General features: G+C 70.8%; 2 protein-coding genes. Both read left to right on the top strand.

Annotated features, from left to right (window positions below; all coding sequences use genetic code 11):
- Nucleotides 1-14: 14 nt before the first annotated feature.
- A complete protein-coding gene (locus OV207_RS08285) occupies nt 15-1388 on the top strand; it encodes a cytochrome P450 (RefSeq protein WP_267554012.1) in 1374 nt (457 codons plus the stop codon).
- A gap of 34 nt (nt 1389-1422) precedes the next feature.
- Nucleotides 1423-21549 carry a non-ribosomal peptide synthase/polyketide synthase gene (locus OV207_RS08280; protein WP_267554010.1) on the top strand — a complete coding sequence of 6709 codons (20127 nt, stop codon included), beginning with the start codon at nt 1423-1425 and terminating at the stop codon, nt 21547-21549.
- The last annotated feature ends 3 nt before the right edge of the window (nt 21550-21552 follow it).

Here is a 21552-nt window from a genome sequence, read left to right as displayed (position 1 = left end):
GGACCTCCACCCCCATGACAACGCCAAGCAAATCCGCCCTTCCCCCCCGGCCCCGGCGAAGCTGGCTGCCGACGTTCGGCATCGGGCAGGTGAGGGATCCGCTGCTCCAGCTCGTCCAGCGACAGAAGGAGCACGGCGACATCGTCTGCTTCCCCACGCACCACGGCCCGACCTGGCTGCTGTCCCACCCGGACCATGCGCAGTACGTGTTGGCGGACAAGGCCAGTAACTTCCTGTCCATGGTGGGGGACGGACCGGATCCGCTGCTGGGCCGGGGTCTGTTCGCCAACAAGGGAGACTTCTGGCTGCGCCAGCGACGCATGGTGCAGCCGTCCTTCCATCGCCCGCGGCTGGCCCGGATGGTGGAGGGGATGGCGCGGGACTCCGAACGGTTCGCCGAACGCTGGGCCCCCCACGCAGCCACGTCCGCGCCGCTCGAACTGCTGGGTCAGATGCGCGGTCTGGTCATCTCCCTGCTGGGCAACTCCATCTTCTCGGAGGACGTGCACGCGAACCGCGCCTCGCTGCGCGAGGGCATGGACCACCTCGCGACCGTCTTCCACGGCCCCGGGGAGTCGCTGCTGGACGCGGTGAAGCGGCGGTTCGGCCTGGATGGCGCGCGGACGAAGCGCTTCTTCGGCGCCATCGAACAGCTCAACACGGACATGTACCGGCTGATCGCCGAGCGCCGTGAGTCACCCGGCGGCAAGGACGACATCCTGACGATGTTGCTGGAGGCCCGTGACACGCAGGGCGTGGCCATGACGGACACCGAGCTGCGGGACGAGTTGGTGAGCCTGCTCATTGGCGGGTACGAGTCCACGGCCGTGGTGCTCACCTGGATGATGTACGAAGTGGCGCGCCGCCCCGAGGTGGAGCAGCGAGCGCGCGGCGAGCTGGCCACCGTGCTGGGCGGAAGACCGCTCACGGCCGAGGGCCTTCAGTCCCTCCACTACACCCGCGCGCTGGTGGAGGAGGCGCTCCGCTTCCACCCACCCGCCTGGAACTTCATGCGCCGGGCCCTGAACACGGATGAGATCGGCGGCTACACGCTGGCCCCGGACACCAAGGTGTTGATCTCCCCGTACATCCTGCACCGGCATCCCGGGTTCTGGACGGATCCGGAGCAGTTCCTGCCTGAGCGGTTCCTGCCCGACCAGCGCGAGGGCCGGCATCGCTTCGCGTACCTGCCCTTCGGCGCGGGCCAGCGGCAGTGCGTCGGCAACGCCTACACGGTGATGCTCCTGACGATCGCGATCGCCACGCTGCTGCAACGCTTCCAGTGGCGCCTGGTGCCAGCGCACCCGGTCGTCGCCATGGCCGCCACCACCCGCCGCCCCCGTCACGGGGTGCTCGCCACGCTGCACTCCGCCCCCCAGGCTGCTTGAGCACCCGACTCCTCTTTCTTCGAAGCCACCATCCATGAGCGACATCCTCAAGCGTCTGGCCAGCCTCTCCCCCGAAAAGCGCGACCTGCTGCTCAAGCAGCTCCAAGCCAAGGGAGCCCGCACGCCCCAGACCTCCGCCATCCCGCCGCTCGAGCCGCGTCCGCGCGGAGACGCGGCCCTGCCCCTGTCGTTCGCCCAGCAGCGGCTGTGGTTCCTCGAACAGCTGGAGCCGGGGACGGCCCGCTACAACATGCCCGTGGCCGTCCGGCTGAAGGGGCCGCTCGAATCCCCGGTGCTCGAGCGAGTCTTCAACGAGCTGATCCACCGCCATGAGCCCCTGCGCACGACGTTTCGGCTGGAGGCGGACAGGTCGGTCCAGGTCATCGCGAGTACGGCGGCGTTGAGGCTGGCGCTGGTGGACCTGACGGTGCTGCCCGTGGCTCGGCGCGAAGAGGAGGCCCGACGCCTGGCCAACACGGAGGCCCAGCGCCCCTTCGACCTGGAGCGGGGTCCGCAACTGCGCGCCACGCTGTTGAAGCTCGAGGAGCAGGTGCACGTCCTGCTGCTGACGATGCACCACATCGTCTCCGATGGCTGGTCCAGCGGCGTGCTGGTGCGCGAAGTGGGGCTGCTCTACGCCGCGTTCTCCCAGGGCCAGCCCTCACCTCTGCCCGCGCTGTCCGTGCAGTACGCCGACTACGCGGTGTGGCAGCGCGAGTGGCTCCAGGGCAAGGAGCTGGAGCGTCACCTGTCCTTCTGGAAGGAGCAGCTCGCGGGGGTCTCGCCCGCGCTGGAGCTGCCCACCGACAGGCCGAGGCCCCCGGAGCAGACCTTCCACGGCGCGATGCTGCCCGTGAAGTTCCCGCGAGGGCTGAGCGAGTCGCTCAAGGCCCTGGGACACAAGGAGGGCGTCACCCCCTTCATGCTCCTGCTGGCCGCCTTCCAGGTGGTGCTGCACCGCTATTCGGGCCAGGAGTCCTTCTCCATCGGCGCGCCCATGGCCGGTCGCGATCAGGCCCAGCTCGAGGGCCTGCTTGGCATCTTCGCCAACACGCTGGCGCTGCGCACCTGGCTGGAGGGGAACCCCACCTTCCGTGAGCTGCTCCAGCGCGTGAAGGAGGGCTCCGTCCGCGCCTTCGCCCACCAGCACCTGCCCTTCGAGAAGCTGGTGGAGGAACTCCAGCCCGAGCGCGACCTGGGCCGCGCGCCCCTGTTCCAGGTGCTGTTCTCCTTCCAGAACACGCCTACGTCCGAGCTGAATGCGTCGGGGCTGTCGCTGAGTCCCTTCAACGTGGAGACGAATGTCTCCAAGTTCGAGTTGGAGCTGGCCCTCGGCGAGACGCCGGACGGCCTGCAGGGCAGCTTCACGTACAACACGAACCTGTTCGACACCGGCACCATCTCCCGCCTCGCGGAACACCTGCGCGCGCTCCTGGAGAGCGCGGCGGCTTCACCAGAGTCCCGCATCGCCGAGCTGTCGCTGCTCACCGAGGCCGAGCGCCAGCAGGTGCTGGTGGCATGGAATGACACGCGCGCGCCCCTGCCTTCGGACACCTGCATCCACCACCTCTTCGAGGCCCAGGTACAGCGCACGCCGGACGCGCCCGCCCTTGGCTTCGAGGGCGCGTGGCTCTCCTACCGGGAGCTGGATGCGCGCTCCAATCAGCTCGCCTGGCACCTGCGCACCCTCGGCGTCGGGCCCGAAGTCCGTGTCGGCCTGTGCGCCGAGCGCTCCCTGGAGTTGGTGGTTGGCCTCTTCGCCATCCTCAAGGCCGGCGGCGCCTACGTCCCCCTCGACCCCTCCTACCCGCGTGAGCGCCTGGAGTGGATGCTGGAGGACTCGCGTCCCGCCGTCCTGCTCGCGCAGCCCTCGCTGCTGACGCGCCTCCCGGAGTCCGCGAGCGCCGCCGTGGTGCCGCTGGTTCTCAATGACGAAGCCCTGCGTGCCCTGCCCACGCATGCGCCCGTCTCCCTCTCGTCTCCGGACACCCTCGCCTACGTCATCTTCACCTCCGGCTCCACCGGCCGCCCCAAGGGCGCCATGAACGCCCACCGCGCCGTCTGCAACCGCCTCCTCTGGATGCAGCAGGCCTACTCCCTGGGTGCCGAGGACGTCGTCCTCCAGAAGACGCCCTTCAGCTTCGACGTCTCCGTCTGGGAGTTCTTCTCACCCCTCACGGTGGGCGCGCGTCTCATCCTCGCCCGCCCCGGTGGCCACCAGGAGCCTGACTACCTCGCGCGCCTCATCTCCGAGCAGCGCGTCACCACCGCCCACTTCGTCCCCTCCATGCTCCAGCACTTCCTGGAGCTGACGGGCCTGGAGCAGTGCGCAAGCCTGCGCCGCGTCGTGTGCAGCGGTGAGGCCCTCTCTCCAGAGCTGGCCCAGCGCTGCCTCCAGCGCCTGCCCTCCGCCCAGCTTCACAACCTCTACGGCCCCACCGAGGCGGCCGTCGAAGTCACCGCCTTCCACGTCACGCCCAACCACGGCCTGCGCTCCCTGCCCATCGGCCGTCCCATCGCCAACACCGTCATCCGCATCCTGGATGCGCACCTGCGCCCCGTCCCCACGGGCGTCCCGGGCGAACTCTTCATCGGCGGCGTCCAGGTCGGCCGTGGCTACCTCGCGCGCCCCCACCTCACCGCCGAGCGCTTCATCCCGGATGCCTTCGCGTCCGAGCCCGGCGCTCGCCTCTACCGCACCGGTGACAAGGCCCGCTGGCTGCCCGACGGCAACATCGAGTACCTCGGCCGCCTCGACTTCCAGGTGAAGGTGCGTGGCCTGCGCATCGAGCTGGGTGAGATTGAAGCCGCCCTGGAGCGCCACCCCCAGGTACGCCAGGCCGTCGTCGTCGTGCGTGAGGACTCCGCCTCCGGCGACAAGCGCCTCGTGGCCTACCTCGTGCCGCCGGCCGGTGCGCAGTCGCCGTCCACTTCAGACGTGCGCGACTTCCTCAAGCTGCAGTTGCCTGAGTACATGGTGCCAGCGGCCTTCATCTCGCTCGACGCGCTGCCGCTCAACGCCAGCGGCAAACTCGACCGCAAGGCCCTGCCCGCTCCAAACCTCCAGGGTCTGGAGAAGCGCGGCGCCTACGTCGCACCTCACAACGACGTGGAGCAGCGCCTGTGTGACATCTGGGCGCAGGTGCTCGGCCTGAAGCAGGTGGGCATCCACGACAACTTCTTCGAGCTGGGCGGCGACTCCATCATCAGCCTCCAGGTCGTCGCGCGCGCGCGTCGAACCGGCCTCGTGCTCGCCACCCGCCAGCTCTTCCAGCACCAGACGGTCGCCCAGCTCGCCCTCGTGGTGAAGGCCTCCTCCGAGGCGCTTCGCGAGCAGGGCCCTGTCACCGGCCCGGTGCCGCCCACGCCCGCCCAGCTCCAACTGCTGGCGCATGACCCGACCCACGCCCACCACTTCAACCAGTCCGTGCTCCTGGCCTCGCGTGCGCCGCTGGAGCCCGCGGTCCTGGAGCAGGCCCTGGCGCTCGTGGTGGCCCACCACGACGCCCTCCGCCTGCGCGTGCGTCAGCACGAGGGCTCCTGGCAGCAGGAGAACGCCAGTCCCGACGAGGTGCCCCTCCTCCTGCTCCAGGTGGACCTCTCCGCTACGCCCTCCTCCGAACAGCCGCAAGCCCTGGAGGCAGAGGCCTCACGACTGCAAGCCAGCTTCGTCCTCGCCCAGGCGCCCCTGCTGCGCGCCGCCCTCTTCCAGCTCGGTGGCGGCCAGCAGCGCCTGCTCCTCGTCGCCCATCACCTCGTCATCGACGGCGTCTCCTGGCGCGTGCTGCTGGAGGACCTGGAGTCCGCCTACCAGCAACTCCAGCAGCGCCTCCCCGTGACGCTGCCGGCGAAGACGTCCTCCTTCCAGACTTGGGCTCGCCGGCTCCAGGCCCATGCCCACTCCGAGTCCCTGCTGGCAGAGGCACCGCTCTGGTTGAGCGAGGCCCGTGCTCAGGTGGCGCCGCTGCCCACCGACGCCTCCGGCCCCAACACCTACGCCTCCGAGCGCTCCGTCTCCGTCGCCCTCGACACCGAAGCGACGCAGCTGCTGCTCCAGGAGGTGCCCTCCGCCTGGCGCGCGCAGATCAACGACGTGCTGCTCACCGCCCTGGCCCAAGCCATGTCCGAGTGGACCGGCCAGTCCCAGGTGCTCATCCACCTGGAGGGCCACGGCCGCGAGGAGCTCTTCGACGACGTGGATGTCTCGCGCACCATCGGCTGGTTCACGTCCTTCATCCCCGTGTTGCTCCCCGTGTCCGCGAGCGGCTCCGTCGGTGACGGCCTGCGGGCCGTGCGCGACTCGCTGCGCCTGCTTCCCCACCGGGGCCTCGGCTTCGGCCTGCTCAAGTGGCTCGGGCCCACCGAACTCTCCCAGCAGCTCCAGGCCCTGCCCGTGCCGCAGGTCGTCTTCAACTACCTGGGACAGTTCGACGCGACGGTCGCCTCCAGCCGCCTCTTCACCCTGACCTCCGAGTCCTCCGGCCCTTCCATCTCACCGTCGGGCACGCGGCAGCATGCACTGGAGATCACCGGCTCCGTCTTCCAGGGCAGCCTGCGTCTGTCCTTCGGCTACAGCACCCACCTGCACCACGCGGCCACCATCGAAGCGCTGGCCCAGCGCTTCCTCCACCACCTTCGCGCGATCATCGACTCGCGCGCGTCCGAGGATGCCCGCCGCTTCTCTCCGGGTGATTTCCCCCTCGCGGCCCTCTCCCAGGCGTCGCTCGACACGCTGTTGCAACAGGCGGGCTCCGACGTCGAGGACCTCTACCCGCTGTCCCCCACGCAGCAGGGCATGCTCTTCCACACCCTGCTCGCTCCCGACTCCGCCGCCTACTTCGAGCAGCTCTCCTGGACCATCACCTCCGCGCTGGATGAGCCGGCCTTCCTGCGGGCCTGGGAGGCCTGCCTCCAGCGCCACACCATCCTGCGCTCCTCCTTCCACTGGGAGGGCCTCCCCACGCCGCTCCAGGTGGTCCACTCGCGGGTGGAGCTGCCCTTCGAGCAGCTCGACTGGAGCACCCTGAGCGAGGCGGATCAGCAGCACCGCATCGGACAACTGCTCGTCCAGGACAAGCAGCGGGGCTTCGAGCTGCGTCGCGCGCCGCTCATGCGTCTGACCGCCGTGCGTCTCGGGGAGAACTCCGTGCGCTTCCTGTGGAGCCACCACCACCTGCTGGTGGATGGCTGGAGCCTCGGCATCCTCATGCAGGAGGTCTTCTCCCTCTACGATGCCCTCCGCTCGGGCCTCCCGCTCCAGCCCGCGCCCAGGGCGCCCTTCCGCGACTACATCACCTGGCTGTCCCGCCGCGACGCTTCCGCCGACGCGTCCTTCTGGCGCACCTACCTGGACGGCTTCGCTTCGCCCACGCCGCTGCCGGCGGACACCCATGCCAGCGTGCTCCCGGGACAGCAGTCCGAACACTTCATCCTGGAGGTGGACCTGTCCGTCGAGGCCACCGCGACGCTCCAGGCCTTCGCGCGCCAGCACCAGCTCACGCTGCACACGCTGGCCCTCGCGGCCTGGGGGCTCGTCCTCTCGCACTACTCCGGCGAGCAGGACGTCGTCTTCGGCAACACCGTCGCGGGCCGCCCTCCGGAGCTGCCCGGCTCCGACACCCTCGTGGGCATCTTCATCAACACCCTGCCCACGCGCGTCCGTCTGCCTTCGCAGGCATCCCCCCTGCTGCCCTGGCTCCAGTCGCTCCAGGCCCAGCAGCTCGAGCTGCGCCAGCACGAGCACTCCTCCCTCGTCGACATCCAGTCGCTCAGCCAGGTGCCCCGGGGCGCCTCGCTCTTCGACTCCCTGCTCGTCTTCGAGAACTACCCCGTCGATGCCTCGCTGCTCGACTCCTCCTCCGCCACGCTCCAGGTGAGGGACGTCCAGGGCTACGAGCGCACCAACTATCCGCTCACCCTCTCCGTCCTCCCCGGACGCCCCCTGCGCCTGCGCGCCTCACATGACGCGCCCCGCTTCCAGACCGCCTCCGTGCAACGGCTGCTCGAGCACTGGCGCAGTGCGATGCTCTCGCTCACGTCCGCCGCGAGCCTGGGCAATGTCTCCCTGCTCTCCGACGCCGAGCGCCGCCAGTTGCTCGTGACGTGGAATGACACGACCGCGGAGTTCCCGGCCGACAGCTGCATCCATCACCTCCTTGAAGCCCAGGCCTCGCGCACGCCGGACGCGCCCGCCCTTGGGTTCGAGGATGTCTGGCTCTCCTACCGCGCTCTGGAGGAAGGCTCGAATCAACTGGCGCACCACCTGCGCTCGCTCGGCGTCGGCCCCGAGGTGCGCGTCGGCCTGTACGCGGAACGCTCCCTCGAACTGATCGTCGGCCTCTTCGCCGTCCTCAAGGCGGGCGGTGCCTACGTCCCCCTCGATCCCGCCTACCCGCGCGAGCGCCTGGAGTGGATGCTGGAGGACTCACGTCCCGCCGTCATCCTCGCCCAGCCCGCGCTGCGGACGCGCCTCCCGGAATCCTCGGGCGCCACCGTGGTGCCCCTGACGCTCGGTGACGAGGCCCTGCGCGCCCTGCCCACGCACGCGCCGGTCTCGCTCTCCACCGCGGACCACCTCGCCTACATCATCTTCACCTCGGGCTCCACCGGCCGCCCCAAGGGCGTCATGGTCGAACACCGCTCGGTGCTCAACCTCCACCGCGCCCTGCGAAACACCGTCTACGCCGGCCTGCCGCTGGGCTCGCGCGTCACGCTCAATGCTCCGCTGGCCTTCGACGCCTCCGTCCAACAGCTCGTCCAGCTCCTCGATGGCCACTGCCTCCTCATCGTCCCGGAGGCCCTGCGCAAGGAGCCACGCGCCTTCGTCGACTGGCTGGGCCAGCAGCGGGTGCAGGCGCTCGACTGCACGCCTTCGTTGCTGCGGCTGCTCCTGCGGGAAGGCCTGCTGGAGGGCGCCCACGTGCCTTCGTTGCTGGTGTCCGGCGGCGAGGCGCTCGACGAGACCACCTGGGAGCAGCTCGCTGTTTCCGAGCGCACGCGCACCTTCAACGTCTACGGCCCTACCGAGGCCACCGTCGACGCCACCACCTTCCGCGTGCGCTCCGGCACCCGTCCCACGCTGGGCGGGCCGCTCTCCAACGTGCGCGCGTACCTGCTGGATGCGCACCTCCAGCCCGTGCCGCTGGGCGTTCCCGGTGAGCTCTTCCTCTCGGGCAGGGGCCTGGCCCGGGGCTACGTGCGCCGTCCGGAGCTCACCGCCGAGCGCTTCATCCCCCATCCCTTTGCCTCCGAGCCCGGCGCCCGCCTCTACCGCACCGGAGACAAGGCCCGCTGGCTGCCGGACGGCACCCTCGAACACCTGGGCCGCCTCGACTTCCAGGTGAAGCTGCGCGGCTTCCGCATCGAGCTGGGCGAAATCGAGGTTGCCCTGGAGAGGCACCCCCAGGTGCGCCAGGCCCTCGTCGTCATGCGCGAGGAAGCGCCCGGTGACCAGCGCCTCGTGGCCTACGGGGTGCCGCCCCCGGGTGGGCAGTCGCCGTCCACCGCCAACGTGCGCGACTTCCTCAAGCAGCAGCTGCCCGAATACATGGTGCCCGCGGCCTTCGTCCCGCTGGAGGCCCTGCCCCTCACCTCCACCGGCAAGGTGGACAGGAAGGCCCTGCCCACGCCGCAAGGCCTCGCCCTCTCCTCGGCCTCCGAATACACCGCGCCTCGCAGCGACACCGAGGCGCGTCTGGCCTCCATCTGGGGGGAGGTGCTCCGCGTCGAGCGGGTCGGCCTGCATGACGAGTTCATGGCCCTGGGTGGCCACTCCCTGCTGGCCATCCAGGTCGTCTCCCGCATCCGCGCCGCCTTCGGCGTGGAGTTCCCCCTGCGCTCGCTCTTCGAGGCCCCCACCCTCGAAGCGCTCGCCACCGCCGTCGAGTCCTTCACCCGCTCCGCCCAGGCCCCCGCGATGCCGCCCCTGCGGCCCGCTTCGCGCGAGCTGCCGCCCCCTCTCTCCTTCGCCCAGCAGCGGCTGTGGTTCCTGGAACAGCTGGAGCCGGGGACCGCCCGCTACAACCTGCCCGTGGCCGTGCGGCTCTTGGGGACGGTCGACGCGAAGGTGTTCGAGCGCGTCTTCCATGCGCTGATCCGCCGCCACGAGCCCCTGCGCACGACGTTCCGGACCGACGCGGACACGTCGTTCCAGGTCATCGCCGCCACGACGGACTTCCGGCTGCCCGTGATGGACCTGACCGCGCTGCCCGCCTCCGCGCGCGAAGCCGAAGCCCTGCGGCTGATCTCCGAGGAGGCCCAGCGCCCCTTCGACCTGGAGCGCGGTCCGCTGCTGCGCGCCACGCTGTTGAAGCTCGACGAGCAGGAGCACGTGGTGCTGCTCAACATGCACCACATCGTCTCCGACGGCTGGTCCATGGGCATCCTGGTGCGCGAGGCGGGGTTGCTCTACGCCGCCTTCTCACAGCGCCAGCCCTCGCCCCTCCCCGAGCTGCCCGTGCAGTACGGCGACTACGCGGCGTGGCAGCGCCAGTGGCTCCAGGGCGAGGAGCTGGAGCGTCAGCTCTCCTTCTGGCGGCAGCAGCTCGCCGGGGCCGCGCCCGCGTTGGAGCTGCCCACCGACAGACCGAGGCCCGCGGAGCAGACCTTCCACGGCGCCGTGCTGAACATGTCGCTTCCCCTGGAGCTGAGCGAGGCCCTCAAGGCCCTGTGCCAGCGGGAGGGCGTCACGCCCTACATGCTCCTGCTGTCCGCCTTCCAGACGGTGCTGCACCGCTACTCGGGCCAGGAGGACTTCTGCGTCGGCTCGACGATCGCAGGCCGCGACCGCGCGGAGTTCGAAGGCCTCATGGGCTTCTTCGTCAACACGCTGGCGCTGCGCGCCCGGCTCGGGGGCAATCCCACCGTCCGTGAGCTGCTGGGGCGTGTGCGCGAGACCACGCTCGGCGCCTTCGCCCACCACCACCTGCCCTTCGAGAAGCTGGTGGAGGAGTTCGACCCCGAGCGCAACCTGGGCCGCTCTCCCATCTTCCAGGTGCTGTTCGCCTTCATGAACATACCCACGGGCGAGCTGAACCTGCCCGGACTGGCGCTGCGGCCCATGGACGCCGCGACGAACGTCTCCAAGTTCGAACTGGAGCTGTCCGTCGGCGACAGCCCCACGGGCTTCCAGGGCACCTTCGTCTACAACACGGACCTGTTCGACGCGTCCACCATCGCCCGCATGGCGGAGCACCTGCGCGTGATGGTGGCGGGCATGGTGGCCGCGCCGGAGTCGCGCCTCTCGGAGCTGCCGCTGCTCACCCCCACCGAGCGCCAGCAGGTGCTGGTGGACTGGAACCAGGAGCGGCGCGAGCTGTCGGAGCCCCCGCTCGTCCACCGCCTCTTCGAGGCCCAGGTGCGCCGCGCGCCCGACGCGCCCGCGCTGTGCTTCGGTGCGGAGACGCTCACCTACGAAGGACTCAACGCCCGCGCCAACCAGCTCGCCTGGCACCTGCGCCGGCTGGGCGTCGGCCCCGAGGTCCTCGTCGCGCTCTGCCTGGAGCGCTCACTGGACCTGGTGGTGGCCATGCTCGCCATCCTCAAGGCCGGTGGCGCCTGGCTGCCCCTGGATCCCACGCTCCCCTCGGAGCGCCTGGACTTCATCGCCTCCAACGCCCTCGCCCCCGTCCTCCTCACGCACTCGTCCCTGGAGCACCTGCTCGACCGCCGGGGCTACGTCTTCCTGATGGACGAGCACGCGGAACGCATTGAGCGCGAGCGCACCGACGACCTGGGAGTCCAGGTGGACGGCGACAACCTCGCCTACGTCATCTACACCTCGGGCTCCACCGGCCGCCCCAAGGGCACGCTCCTGCGCCACCGCGGCCTCTGCAACACCGCCCTGCGGACGCTCGACTTCATGGACCTGGGGCCCGGCCGCCGCCTGCTCCAGTTCTTCTCCTCCGCCTTCGACGCCTCCGTCTCCGAAGTCTTCCCCGCACTCCTCTCCGGCGCCTGCCTCGTGCTCGCCTCCCGCGAGGAGCTCATGCCCGGCGAGCCCCTCCTCAAGCTGCTCGCGGAGCAGCAAGTCACCACCCTCAAGCTCACCCCCTCCGTCCTCGCCCAGCTTGAACCCGAAGGCCTGCGCGGCATCCAGACGCTCATCACCGCTGGCGAGGCTTGCTCCCCGGAGCTCGTCGCCCGCTTCCAGCCCGGACGCCGCTTCGTCAACGCCTACGGACCCACCGAGGCCACCGTCTGCGCCACCGTCAACACCGCCGTGGACTCCCGCCGCGTCTCCATCGGCCGGCCCTTCCACAACGTGCGCGCCTTCGTCCTCGACGCGCACCTGCGCCCGGTGCCCGTCGGCGTCCCCGGTGAGCTCTTCATCGGCGGCGTGGGCCTCGCCCGCGGCTACCTGCACCGTCCGGAGCTCACCGCCGAGCGCTTCATCCCCAACCCCTTCGCTTCAGAACCCGGGGAGCGCCTCTACCGCACCGGCGACAAGGTGCGATGGCTCGACAGCGGCGAGCTGGAGTACCTGGGCCGCACCGACTTCCAACTGAAGCTGCGCGGCTTCCGCATCGAGCCGGGCGAAATCGAGTCCGTCCTCACCTCCCACCCCTCCGTGCGCGAGGCCGTGGTGACGCTGCGCGAGGACACGCCGGGCCACAGGCGACTGGTCGCCTACGTCGTGCCTGCCACCGACACGCGGACGCTCGACGCCAGCACGCTGCGCGACGTCCTCAAGCTGACGCTGCCCGAGTACATGGTGCCCTCGGCCTTCGTCACCCTGGAGGCCCTGCCCCTCAACGCCAGCGGCAAGCTCGACCGCAAGGCCCTGCCTGCTCCGGACGTCTCCCGCTCGGAGTCGAAGCCCGCCTACGTGGCGCCCCGCAACGACGTGGAGCAGCGTCTGTGTGACATCTGGGCCCTCGTGTTGGGCCTGGATCAGGTGGGCATCCACGACAACTTCTTCGAACTGGGCGGCGACTCCATCATCAGCATCCAGGTCGTCGCGCGGGCACGCCGGGCCGACCTCGTGCTGGCCACCCGCCAGCTCTTCCAACACCAGACGGTGGCGCAGCTCGCCCTGGTGGTGAAGTCCACCACCGAGCCGCTGGGTGAACAGGGGCCTGTCACGGGCCCGGTGCTGCTCACGCCCATCCAGCACCACCTGCTGGCGCACGACGCGGCGCACGCCCACCACTTCAATCAGTCCGTGCTGCTGTCCGTCCGTCAGCCCCTGGAGCACGCGCGGCTGGAGAAGGCCCTCCAGCACCTGCTGGCCCACCACGACGCCCTCCGCCTGCGCTTCCGCCAGGACGAAGGCGCGTGGCACCAGGAGAACGTGAGCCCCGACGAGGCGCCCGTCCGCCTGATCCAGGTGGACCTCTCCGCCCTGCCCGCCTCCGAGCAGCTCGCCGCGCTCGACGCCGAGGGCGCGCGGTTGCAGGCCAGCTTCGTGCTCTCCCAGCCGCCCCTGCTGAAGGCCGCGCTCTTCCAGCTCGGTGATGGCCAGCAGCGCCTGCTCCTCGTCGCGCATCACCTGGTGGTGGATGCCGTCTCCTGGCGCGTGCTGATGGAGGACCTGGAGTCCGCCTACCAGCAGCTCCAGCACGGCCCGCAGGCCTCGCTGCCGGCGAAGACGTCCTCGTTCCAGTCCTGGGCGCGCCGCCTCCAGGTCCATGCCCGCTCCGAGGCCATGAAGTCGGAGGCACCGCTCTGGCTGGACGAGGCCCGTACGCAGGTGGCGCCGCTGCCCACCGACAGCTCCGGCGCCAACACGCAGGCGTCCCAGCACGCCATCTCCATCGCGCTCGACGCCGAGGAGACGAAGCTCCTGCTCCAGGAGGTGCCGTCCGCCTGGCGCGCGCAGATCAACGACGTGCTGCTCACTGCCCTGGCCCAGGCCGTCTCCGAATGGACCGGCCAGCCGCGGGTGCTCGTCAACCTGGAGGGCCACGGCCGCGAAGAACTCTTCGACGACGTGGATGTCTCGCGCACCATCGGTTGGTTCACGTCCTTCACCCCCGTGTTGCTGCCCGTGCCCACGAACGGTTCAGTGGGTGAGCGCCTGCGCGCCGTGCGCGACTCGCTGCGCCGGATGCCCCACCGGGGGCTCGGCTTCGGCCTGCTCAAGTGGCTCGGGCCGACGGAGGTGGCGCAGCGGCTCCAGGCCCAGCCCGTGCCCCAGATTGCCTTCAACTACCTGGGCCAGCTCGACGCCGCGGCGGCGTCCAGTCAGCTCTTCTCCTTGAGCACCGACCCGTCGGGCCCGTCCGTCTCACCATCGGGCACGCGGCTGCACGTCCTGGAACTCAACGGCTCCGTCTTCCAGGGCCGCCTCCAGTTCTCCTTCGGCTACAGCACCCACCTGCACCACGCGGCCACCATCGAATCGCTGGCCCAGCGCTTCCTCCACCACCTGCGCGCGCTCATCGCCCTGCGCGCGTCCGAGGACGCCCACCGCTTCTCTCCGGGCGACTTCCCCCTCGCGGCCCTCACCCAGCCGTCGCTCGACACCGTGCTGCGGCAGGCCGGCGCGGACGTCGAGGACGTCTACCCGCTGTCCCCCACCCAGCAGGGCATGCTCTTCCACGCCCTGCTGTCTCCGGACTCCTCGGCCTACTTCGAGCAGCTCTCCTGGACGGTCACCTCCGCGCTGGATGAGCCCGCCTTCCTGCGGGCCTGGAGGGCCTGCCTCCAGCGCCACACCATCCTGCGCTCCTCCTTCCACTGGGAGGAGCTGCCCACGCCGCTCCAGGTGGTCCACTCGCGGGTGGAGCTGCCCATCGAGCAGCTCGACTGGAGTGACGTCCCGGCCGACGAGCAACAGCGCCGCTTCGAACAGCTCCTCGCCCAGGACCGGCAGCGCGGCATCGAGCTGTGCCGTGCGCCCCTCGTCCGGCTGACGGCCATCCGTCTGGCGGAGGCCTCCGTGCGCTTCCTGTGGAGCCACCACCACCTGCTGGTGGATGGCTGGAGCCTCGGCCTGCTCATCAGCGAGGTCTTCTCCCTCTACGAGTCCTTCCGCTCCGGCGTCACGCCGCAGACCGCGCCCAGGGCGCCCTTCCGCGACTACATTGCCTGGTTGCAGCGCCGCGACGCGTCCGCCGACGCGTCCTTCTGGCGCACCTACCTGGACGGCTTCGCTTCGCCCACGCCGCTGCCGGCGGAAACCCACGCCAACGTGGCTCCGGGCCAGCAGACCGAGCACCTCACCCTTGAAGTGGACCTCACCGCGGAGATCACCACGGCCCTCCAGGCGTTCGCGCGCCAGCACCAGCTCACGCTACACACGCTGGCCATGGCCTCTTGGGGCCTCGTCCTCTCGCACTACTCCGGCGAACAGGACGTCGTCTTCGGCAACACCGTCTCGGGTCGTCCTCCGGAGCTGCCCGGCTCCGACACCCTCGTGGGCATCTTCATCAACTCGCTGCCCGCGCGCGTCCAGCTGCCTTCGCACGCCTCGCCCGTGCGGCCCTGGCTCCAGTCGCTCCAGGCCCAGCAGCTAGAGCTGCGCCAGTACGAGCACTCCTCGCTCGTCGACGTCCAGTCCTTCAGCCAGGTGCCTCGCGGCGTCTCGCTCTTCGACTCGCTGCTCGTCTTCGAGAACTACCCCGTCGACGCCTCCATGTCGGGTTCGACGTCCTCGCTCCAGGTGAAGGACGTCCACGGCTTCGAGCACACCAACTACCCGCTCACCCTCTCCGTGCTGCCCGGAGCGTCCCTGCGGCTGCGGGCCGTCTACGACTCGCCCCGCTTCGAGCCCGCGGCCGTGCAGCGCCTGCTCAAGCACTGGCGCAATGCCCTGTGCTCCCTGGCCTCCGCCTCCCGCCTGGGCGACGTCTCCCTGCTCTCCGAAGCCGAGCGCCAGCAGGTGCTCGTGGAGTGGAACGACACGGCCGCCGACTTCCCGGCGGACGCCTGCATCCACCACCTCTTCGAGCAGCAGGCGGCCCTGCGCCCCGACGCCATCGCCGTCGAGTTCGGCGACGCGCGGCTCACCTACCGGGAGCTGGACGCGCGAGCCAACCAGCTCGCCCACCTGCTGCGCTCTCACGGCGTGGGCCCCGACACCCTCGTGGCCCTGTGCCTGGAGCGCTCGCTGGAGCTCATCGTCTCCCTGCTGGGCATCCTCAAGGCCGGTGGCGCCTACCTGCCGCTGGACGCCTCCTATCCCGCCCAGCGCCTGGCCTTCATGCTTGAGGATGCGCCGCCCCGCCTCCTCATCACCTCGGCCGCCCTGCGCTCGCGGCTCCCCGTTCCCGAGCACCTCACGTCGCTCCTGGTCGAGGAGCTGGGCCTCGAAGGACGGCCCACGTCCGCGCCGGCCTCCGGCGTCACCTCGCGCAATCTCGCCTACGTCGACTTCACCTCCGGCACCACCGGCCGTCCGAAGGGCGTGGCCATCGAGCACCGCTCCGTCCAGCGCCTCTTCCACGGCATCCACTACGCGCACCTGGGGCCCGAGGAGACCTTCCTCCTCATCGCGCCCGTGTCCTTCGACGCCTCCACCCTGGAGCTCTGGGGCCCGCTCCTCTTCGGTGGCCGGCTCGTCGTCTTCCCGCCGGAGTCCCCCAGCGACCTGGAGCTGCTGTCGCAGGTGCTGACGCGCCACCGCGTCACCACCCTGCACCTCACCGCGGGCCTCTTCTCCCAGGTGGTGGAGCACAAGCCCGACTGCCTGCGCGGCCTGCACCAGCTCCTCACCGGTGGTGACGTCGTGTCCGCGCCCCACGTCCACCGCGTGCTGGAGACCCTCGGCATTCCCGTCACCGCCTGCTACGGCCCCACCGAGAGCACCCTCTTCACCTCCTGCTTCCGCATGACGAAGCCCGAGCAGGTCGGCGCCGCCGTCCCCATCGGCACGCCCATCGCGAACACCCAGGTGTACCTGCTGGACGCCGCCTTCCTGCCCGTGCCCCCCGGTGTCCCCGGTGAGCTCTTCATCGGTGGCGAGGGCCTCGCGCGCGGCTACCTCTCCCGCCCGGAGCTCACCGCCGAGCGCTTCGTCCCCGACCCGTTCGCCTCCAGGGCCGGAGCCCGCCTCTACCGCACCGGCGACCTCGCGCGCTGGCGCCCGGATGGCGTGCTGGAGTTCCTGGGCCGCCGCGACAACCAGGTGAAGGTGCGGGGCTACCGCATCGAACTCGCGGAGGTGGAGGCCGCCCTGCGGGCCCACTCCGCCGTGAGCGAGGCCCTGGCCCTCGTGCGCGAGGACGTGCCCGGCGACAAGCGGCTCGTGGCCTACGTGGTGCCCCAGCCCTCGGGACAGGCGACCTCGTTCGACCTCGCGGAGCTGCGGGCCTCCCTGCGGCAGCGGCTGCCCGAGTACATGGTGCCCTCGGCCTTCGTCGCGCTGGAGGCCCTGCCCCTCACCGCCAACGGGAAGGTGGACCGCAAGGCCCTGCCCGTACCCGACGGGGCGCTCGCCTCCGCCTCCGAGTACGTCGCCCCCCGCGACGCGACGGAGCAGCAGCTCGCCGCCCTCTGGAGTGAGGTGCTGCGCGTGGAGCGCGTGGGCCTCCACGACAACTTCTTCACCCTGGGCGGCCACTCGCTGCTGGCCACGCGAATCGTCTCCCGCATCCGAGCCGTCTTCGACGTGGAGCTGCCCCTGCGCACGCTCTTCGAGGCCCCCACCCTGGATGCGCTCGCCAGGGCCGTGGACGCCGTCACCCGTTCGGCTCGGACATTGGCCCTGCCGCCGCTGCGTCCGGCGGACAGGACCCGCGCCCTGCCGCTCTCCTTCGCCCAGCAGCGCCTGTGGTTCCTGGACCAGCTCGTCCCCGACAGCGCGCTGTACAACATGCCCGCGCCGCTGCGCCTGGAAGGCACGCTGGACCTGTCCGCGCTGGAGCGCTGCCTCACGGAGCTGGTGCGCCGTCACGAAGTGCTGCGCACGTCCTTCCCCTCAGAGACGGGGCAGCCCCTCCAGTCCATCGCGCCGCCCGGGCCCCTGCCGCTGGAGCGCGTGGACCTGAGCGCCCTGCCGCTCGACGAGCGCGAGGAGGAGGCCCGCCGCCGCATCGAGGCCGAGGTCCGCAAGCCCTTCGCGCTCGCCCACGGCCCCATGCTGCGTGCGCTGCTGCTGAAGCTCGACGAGCAGCAGCACGTCCTGGTGCTCAACCTGCACCACATCATCTCCGACGGCTGGTCCATGAGCGTGCTCGCGCGCGAGGTGGCCGCCCTCTACGAAGCCTTCTCGCAAGGCCTGCCCTCACCGCTGCCCGAACTGCCCGTGCAGTACGCGGACTTCGCGGCCTGGCAGCGCCAGTGGCTCCAGGGTGAAGCGCTGGAGGCCCAGCTCTCCTACTGGCGCCAGCAGCTCGCGGGCGCGCCCCAGGTGCTGGAGCTGCCCACCGACCGGCCCCGTCCCGCGACCCAGTCCTACCGGGGCACCAACCTCACCCGGCGGATGCCCAAGGCGCTGTCACAAGCGCTGGAAGCGCTCTGCCAGCGCGAGGGCGTCACGTCCTTCATGGCCCTGCTCGCGGGCTTCCAGTCACTGCTCGCGCGCTACTCCGGCCAGACGGACGTCGTCATCGGCACGGACATCGCGGGCCGCACGCACGCTGACACCGAAGGCCTCATCGGCTTCTTCGTCAACCAGCTCGTCATGCGCGGCGACCTGTCCGGGGACCCGACCTTCCGTGAGCTGCTGGCCCGCACGCGCCAGGTGGCACTGGGCGCCTACGCCCACCAGGACGTCCCGTTCGAGGAGCTGGTGCGCGTAATCAACCCCGAGCGCAACCTCGCGCACGCCCCCATCTTCCAGGTGAAGCTCGTCCTGCAGAACGCGCCCGTCGCGGAGCTGCGCGTGCCGGGGCTCACCTTCCGGGGCACGGAGAACGACACCGGCTCGTCGAAGTTCGACATCACGCTCTCCATCCAGGACGGCGCCGAAGGCCTGGAGTGCGTGAGCAACTACAGCACCGACCTGTACGACGCTGGCACCATGGCCCGCATGCTTGAGCACCTTCAGGTGCTCCTGGAAGCAGCCGTCGCCGCGCCGGACACGCGCCTGTCCACCCTGTCCCTGCTCACGGAGACCGAACGCCGCCAGGTGCTCGTCGAATGGAATGACACGCAAGCGGAACTCACGGACCCGAGCGTCCATGCCCTCATCGAGGCCCAGGCCCAGCGCACCCCGGACGCCCTCGCCGTCCAGTGGGGTGAGCGGACCCTGACGTACAGCCAGCTCGACGAGCGCGCCAACCAGCTCGCCTGGCACCTGCGCTCGCTCGGCGTCGGCCCCGAAGTCCTCGTCGCACTCTGCGTCGAGCGCTCCCTGGAACTCGTCGTCTCCATCCTCGCCATCCTCAAGGCCGGCGGTGCCTGGCTCCCACTCGACCCGTCCTACCCCGCCGAGCGCCTCGCCTTCATGCTGCGCGACGCCCAGCCCCCCGTCGTCCTCGCCCAGGAGCACCTCGCCGACGAGCTGCCCCTCCAGAACGAGCTGCTCGTCCTGCTCGACTCGGAGTGGGACTCCCTCATCGCCCGTCGCCCCACGCACGCCCCCGACACGCGCGTGCTGCCCGACAACCTCGCCTACGTCATCTACACCTCGGGCTCCACCGGACGCCCCAAGGGCACCCTCCTGCGCCACCGCGGCCTCTGCAACACCGCACGGCGCACCATCGACGCCATGCGACTGCGCCCGGGCAGCCGCGTCCTCCAGTTCGCCTCCATCGGCTTCGACGCCTCCGTCTGGGAGATGGTCCCCGCCCTCATCGCGGGCGCAGAGCTGCACCTCGCATCGCGTGACGAGCTGATGCCCGGAGCGCCGCTGCACCAGCTGCTCCGGCAGCGGGGCATCACCGCCGCCACCCTCACCCCCTCCGTCCTCGCCCAGCTCGACCCACAGGGCCTGGAAGCACTGGAGACCCTCACCTCCGCAGGTGAGGCGTGCACCTCCGAGCTCGTGGCCCGCTGGAAGCCGGGGCGGCGCTTCATCAACGCCTACGGCCCCACGGAGACCACCATCTGCGCCACGCTCGACGCCGAAGTGGAGGCCGGGCGCATCACCATCGGCCGGCCCTTCCAGGGCGTGCGCGCCTACGTGCTGGACGCCTCGCTGCGGCCGGTGCCGGTGGGCATGCCGGGAGAGCTGTGCATCGGGGGCGCGGGCCTCGCGCGCGGCTACCTGGGGCGTCCGGAGCTCACCGCCGAGCGCTTCATCCCCCACCCCTTCGCCTCCGAACCCGGTGAGCGCCTCTACCGCACCGGCGACAAGGTGCGCTGGCTGGCCGACGGCAACCTCGAGTACCTGGGCCGCATCGACTTCCAGGTGAAGCTGCGCGGCTTCCGCATCGAGCTGGGAGAAATTGAATCCGTCCTCGCCTCCCACCCGGCCGTGCGCGAGGCCGTCGTGGCGCTGCGTGAGGTACGGGGCGGCGACAAGACGCTGGTGGCCTACGTGGTGCCCAGGGAAGGCGACCTGTCCGACACGGGCGTCCTGCGCGCCTTCGTCGGAGAGAAGCTGCCCGAGTACATGGTGCCGGCGGCCTTCGTGGTGCTCCCGGCGCTCCCCCTCACCTCCAGCGGCAAGGTGGACCGCGCGGCCCTGCCGGCGCCCACGCTCGAGGAGCGTCGCGGAAGGAAGCCCTACACCCCGCCGGGCACGCCCACGGAGGAGGTGCTCACGCGGCTGTGGGCCCAGGTCCTGGGCCTGGAGCAGGTGGGCATCCACGACAACTTCTTCGAGCTGGGTGGCGACTCACTGTTGTGCGTGCGGCTGGTGGCCATGGCCGCGCATGCGGGCCTCACCTTCCAGGTGAACCAGATGTTCCAGCACCAGACGGTGGCGGAGCTGGCCCCCGTCGTGCGCATCGCGGAGCCGCCATCCCAGGCCGAGCAGGACACCGGGCCGCGGACGCCGCGTGTCGATGAGCAGCTTCCCCTGCTGCCCCACCACCAGTGGCTGGTGGAGACGTTCGACATGGAGACGCAGATCTGGGCCAGCACCATGGTCTGGGACGTGCCTCCAGAGACGCGCGCGGAGCTGCTCCGCGCCAGCGTGGCGCACCTGGGCGAACAGCACGACGTGCTCCGGCTGCGGCTGCACCGCGAGCCCGAAGGCTGGACGGCGCGGATGCTCGCCTCCGCCGGAGCGCCGCACGTCGAGGAGCATGACTTCACCGGGCGCGCGCCCCAGGCCCAGCGCGAGGCCATGATGGAGGTGGGACGCCGACTCCAGTCCCACCTGAGCATCACGCGGGGACCGGCGCTGGCGCTGGCGCTGTGCCGGCTGGGTGGCCCTGGCGCGGACAAGCTCATCCTCTGCATGCACCACTGCATCTACGACGGCTTCTCGCTGCCCATGCTGCTGGCCGACCTGCACGGCACCTACGAGCGGCTCGCCACCGGGCAGCCGCCGCGCCCGCCCGCGGTGAGCGCCACCTACCGTCAGTACATGCTCGCCGTGGCGGCCCACGGTCGGTCCCCGGAGGCCATGCGGGAGGCCCGCGCCTTCTGGCTCGATGAGTCCCGGCTGCGTCCGGGCGCGCCGATGCCGGTGGACCTGGGAACCGGGCCGCACACGGACCTCAACTCGCGGCGGCTCTTCATGCCCATCCCGGAGGGGCTCGCCGGCCGCCTGGCGGACTACGTCCGGACCCACGAGGACGTGTACCTCAATGACCTGCTGCTCTTCGGCCTGGCGCGGGCCTGGGCCCGGTGGTCGGGAGACCAGCCGCTGCGGCTGGACGTGGAGCACAACGGCCGCGCGGGCGTGGTGCCCGGCGTGGACCTGTCGCGCACGCTGGGGCCCAGCACGCTCAAGTTCCCCATGCGCTTCGAGCAGCGCGGCGCGGAGCCGTCGAAGGTGGCCTTCGCCACGGCGAAGCGCATCGTGCGCGAGACGATGGCGCGGGCGCTGGACTTCGGGCTGCTGCGCTACGGCCCTGACGAGGCCGTGCGTCAGCGGCTGGCGGCCTGCGGCTCACCGCAGGTGTTCTTCAACAACCGGGGCGCCACGCTGGGACAGGCGCCACGCAAGGCCCAGGGCCCTGAAGGCGTCGAGTCCTTCGCCTTCCCCCGGCCGGATGGCAAGCCGAGCATCGTCTCGTACGACCTGATGATCGAATGCGACGGCGCCGGACCCGCGATGCAGCTCACCTGGGTGTACAGCGGGGACATCCACCGGGAGCAGACCATCCGCACCCTGGCCGAGGACCTCTACGCCCAGCTCGCCGCGCTGCTCGACGCCTCCTGAACC

This window comes from Corallococcus sp. BB11-1, from assembly GCF_026626625.1.
GTDB lineage: Bacteria > Myxococcota > Myxococcia > Myxococcales > Myxococcaceae > Corallococcus > Corallococcus soli.
The sequence above is the reverse complement of the archived record's forward strand: the minus strand, read 5'-3'. Positions and strand labels throughout refer to the sequence as shown.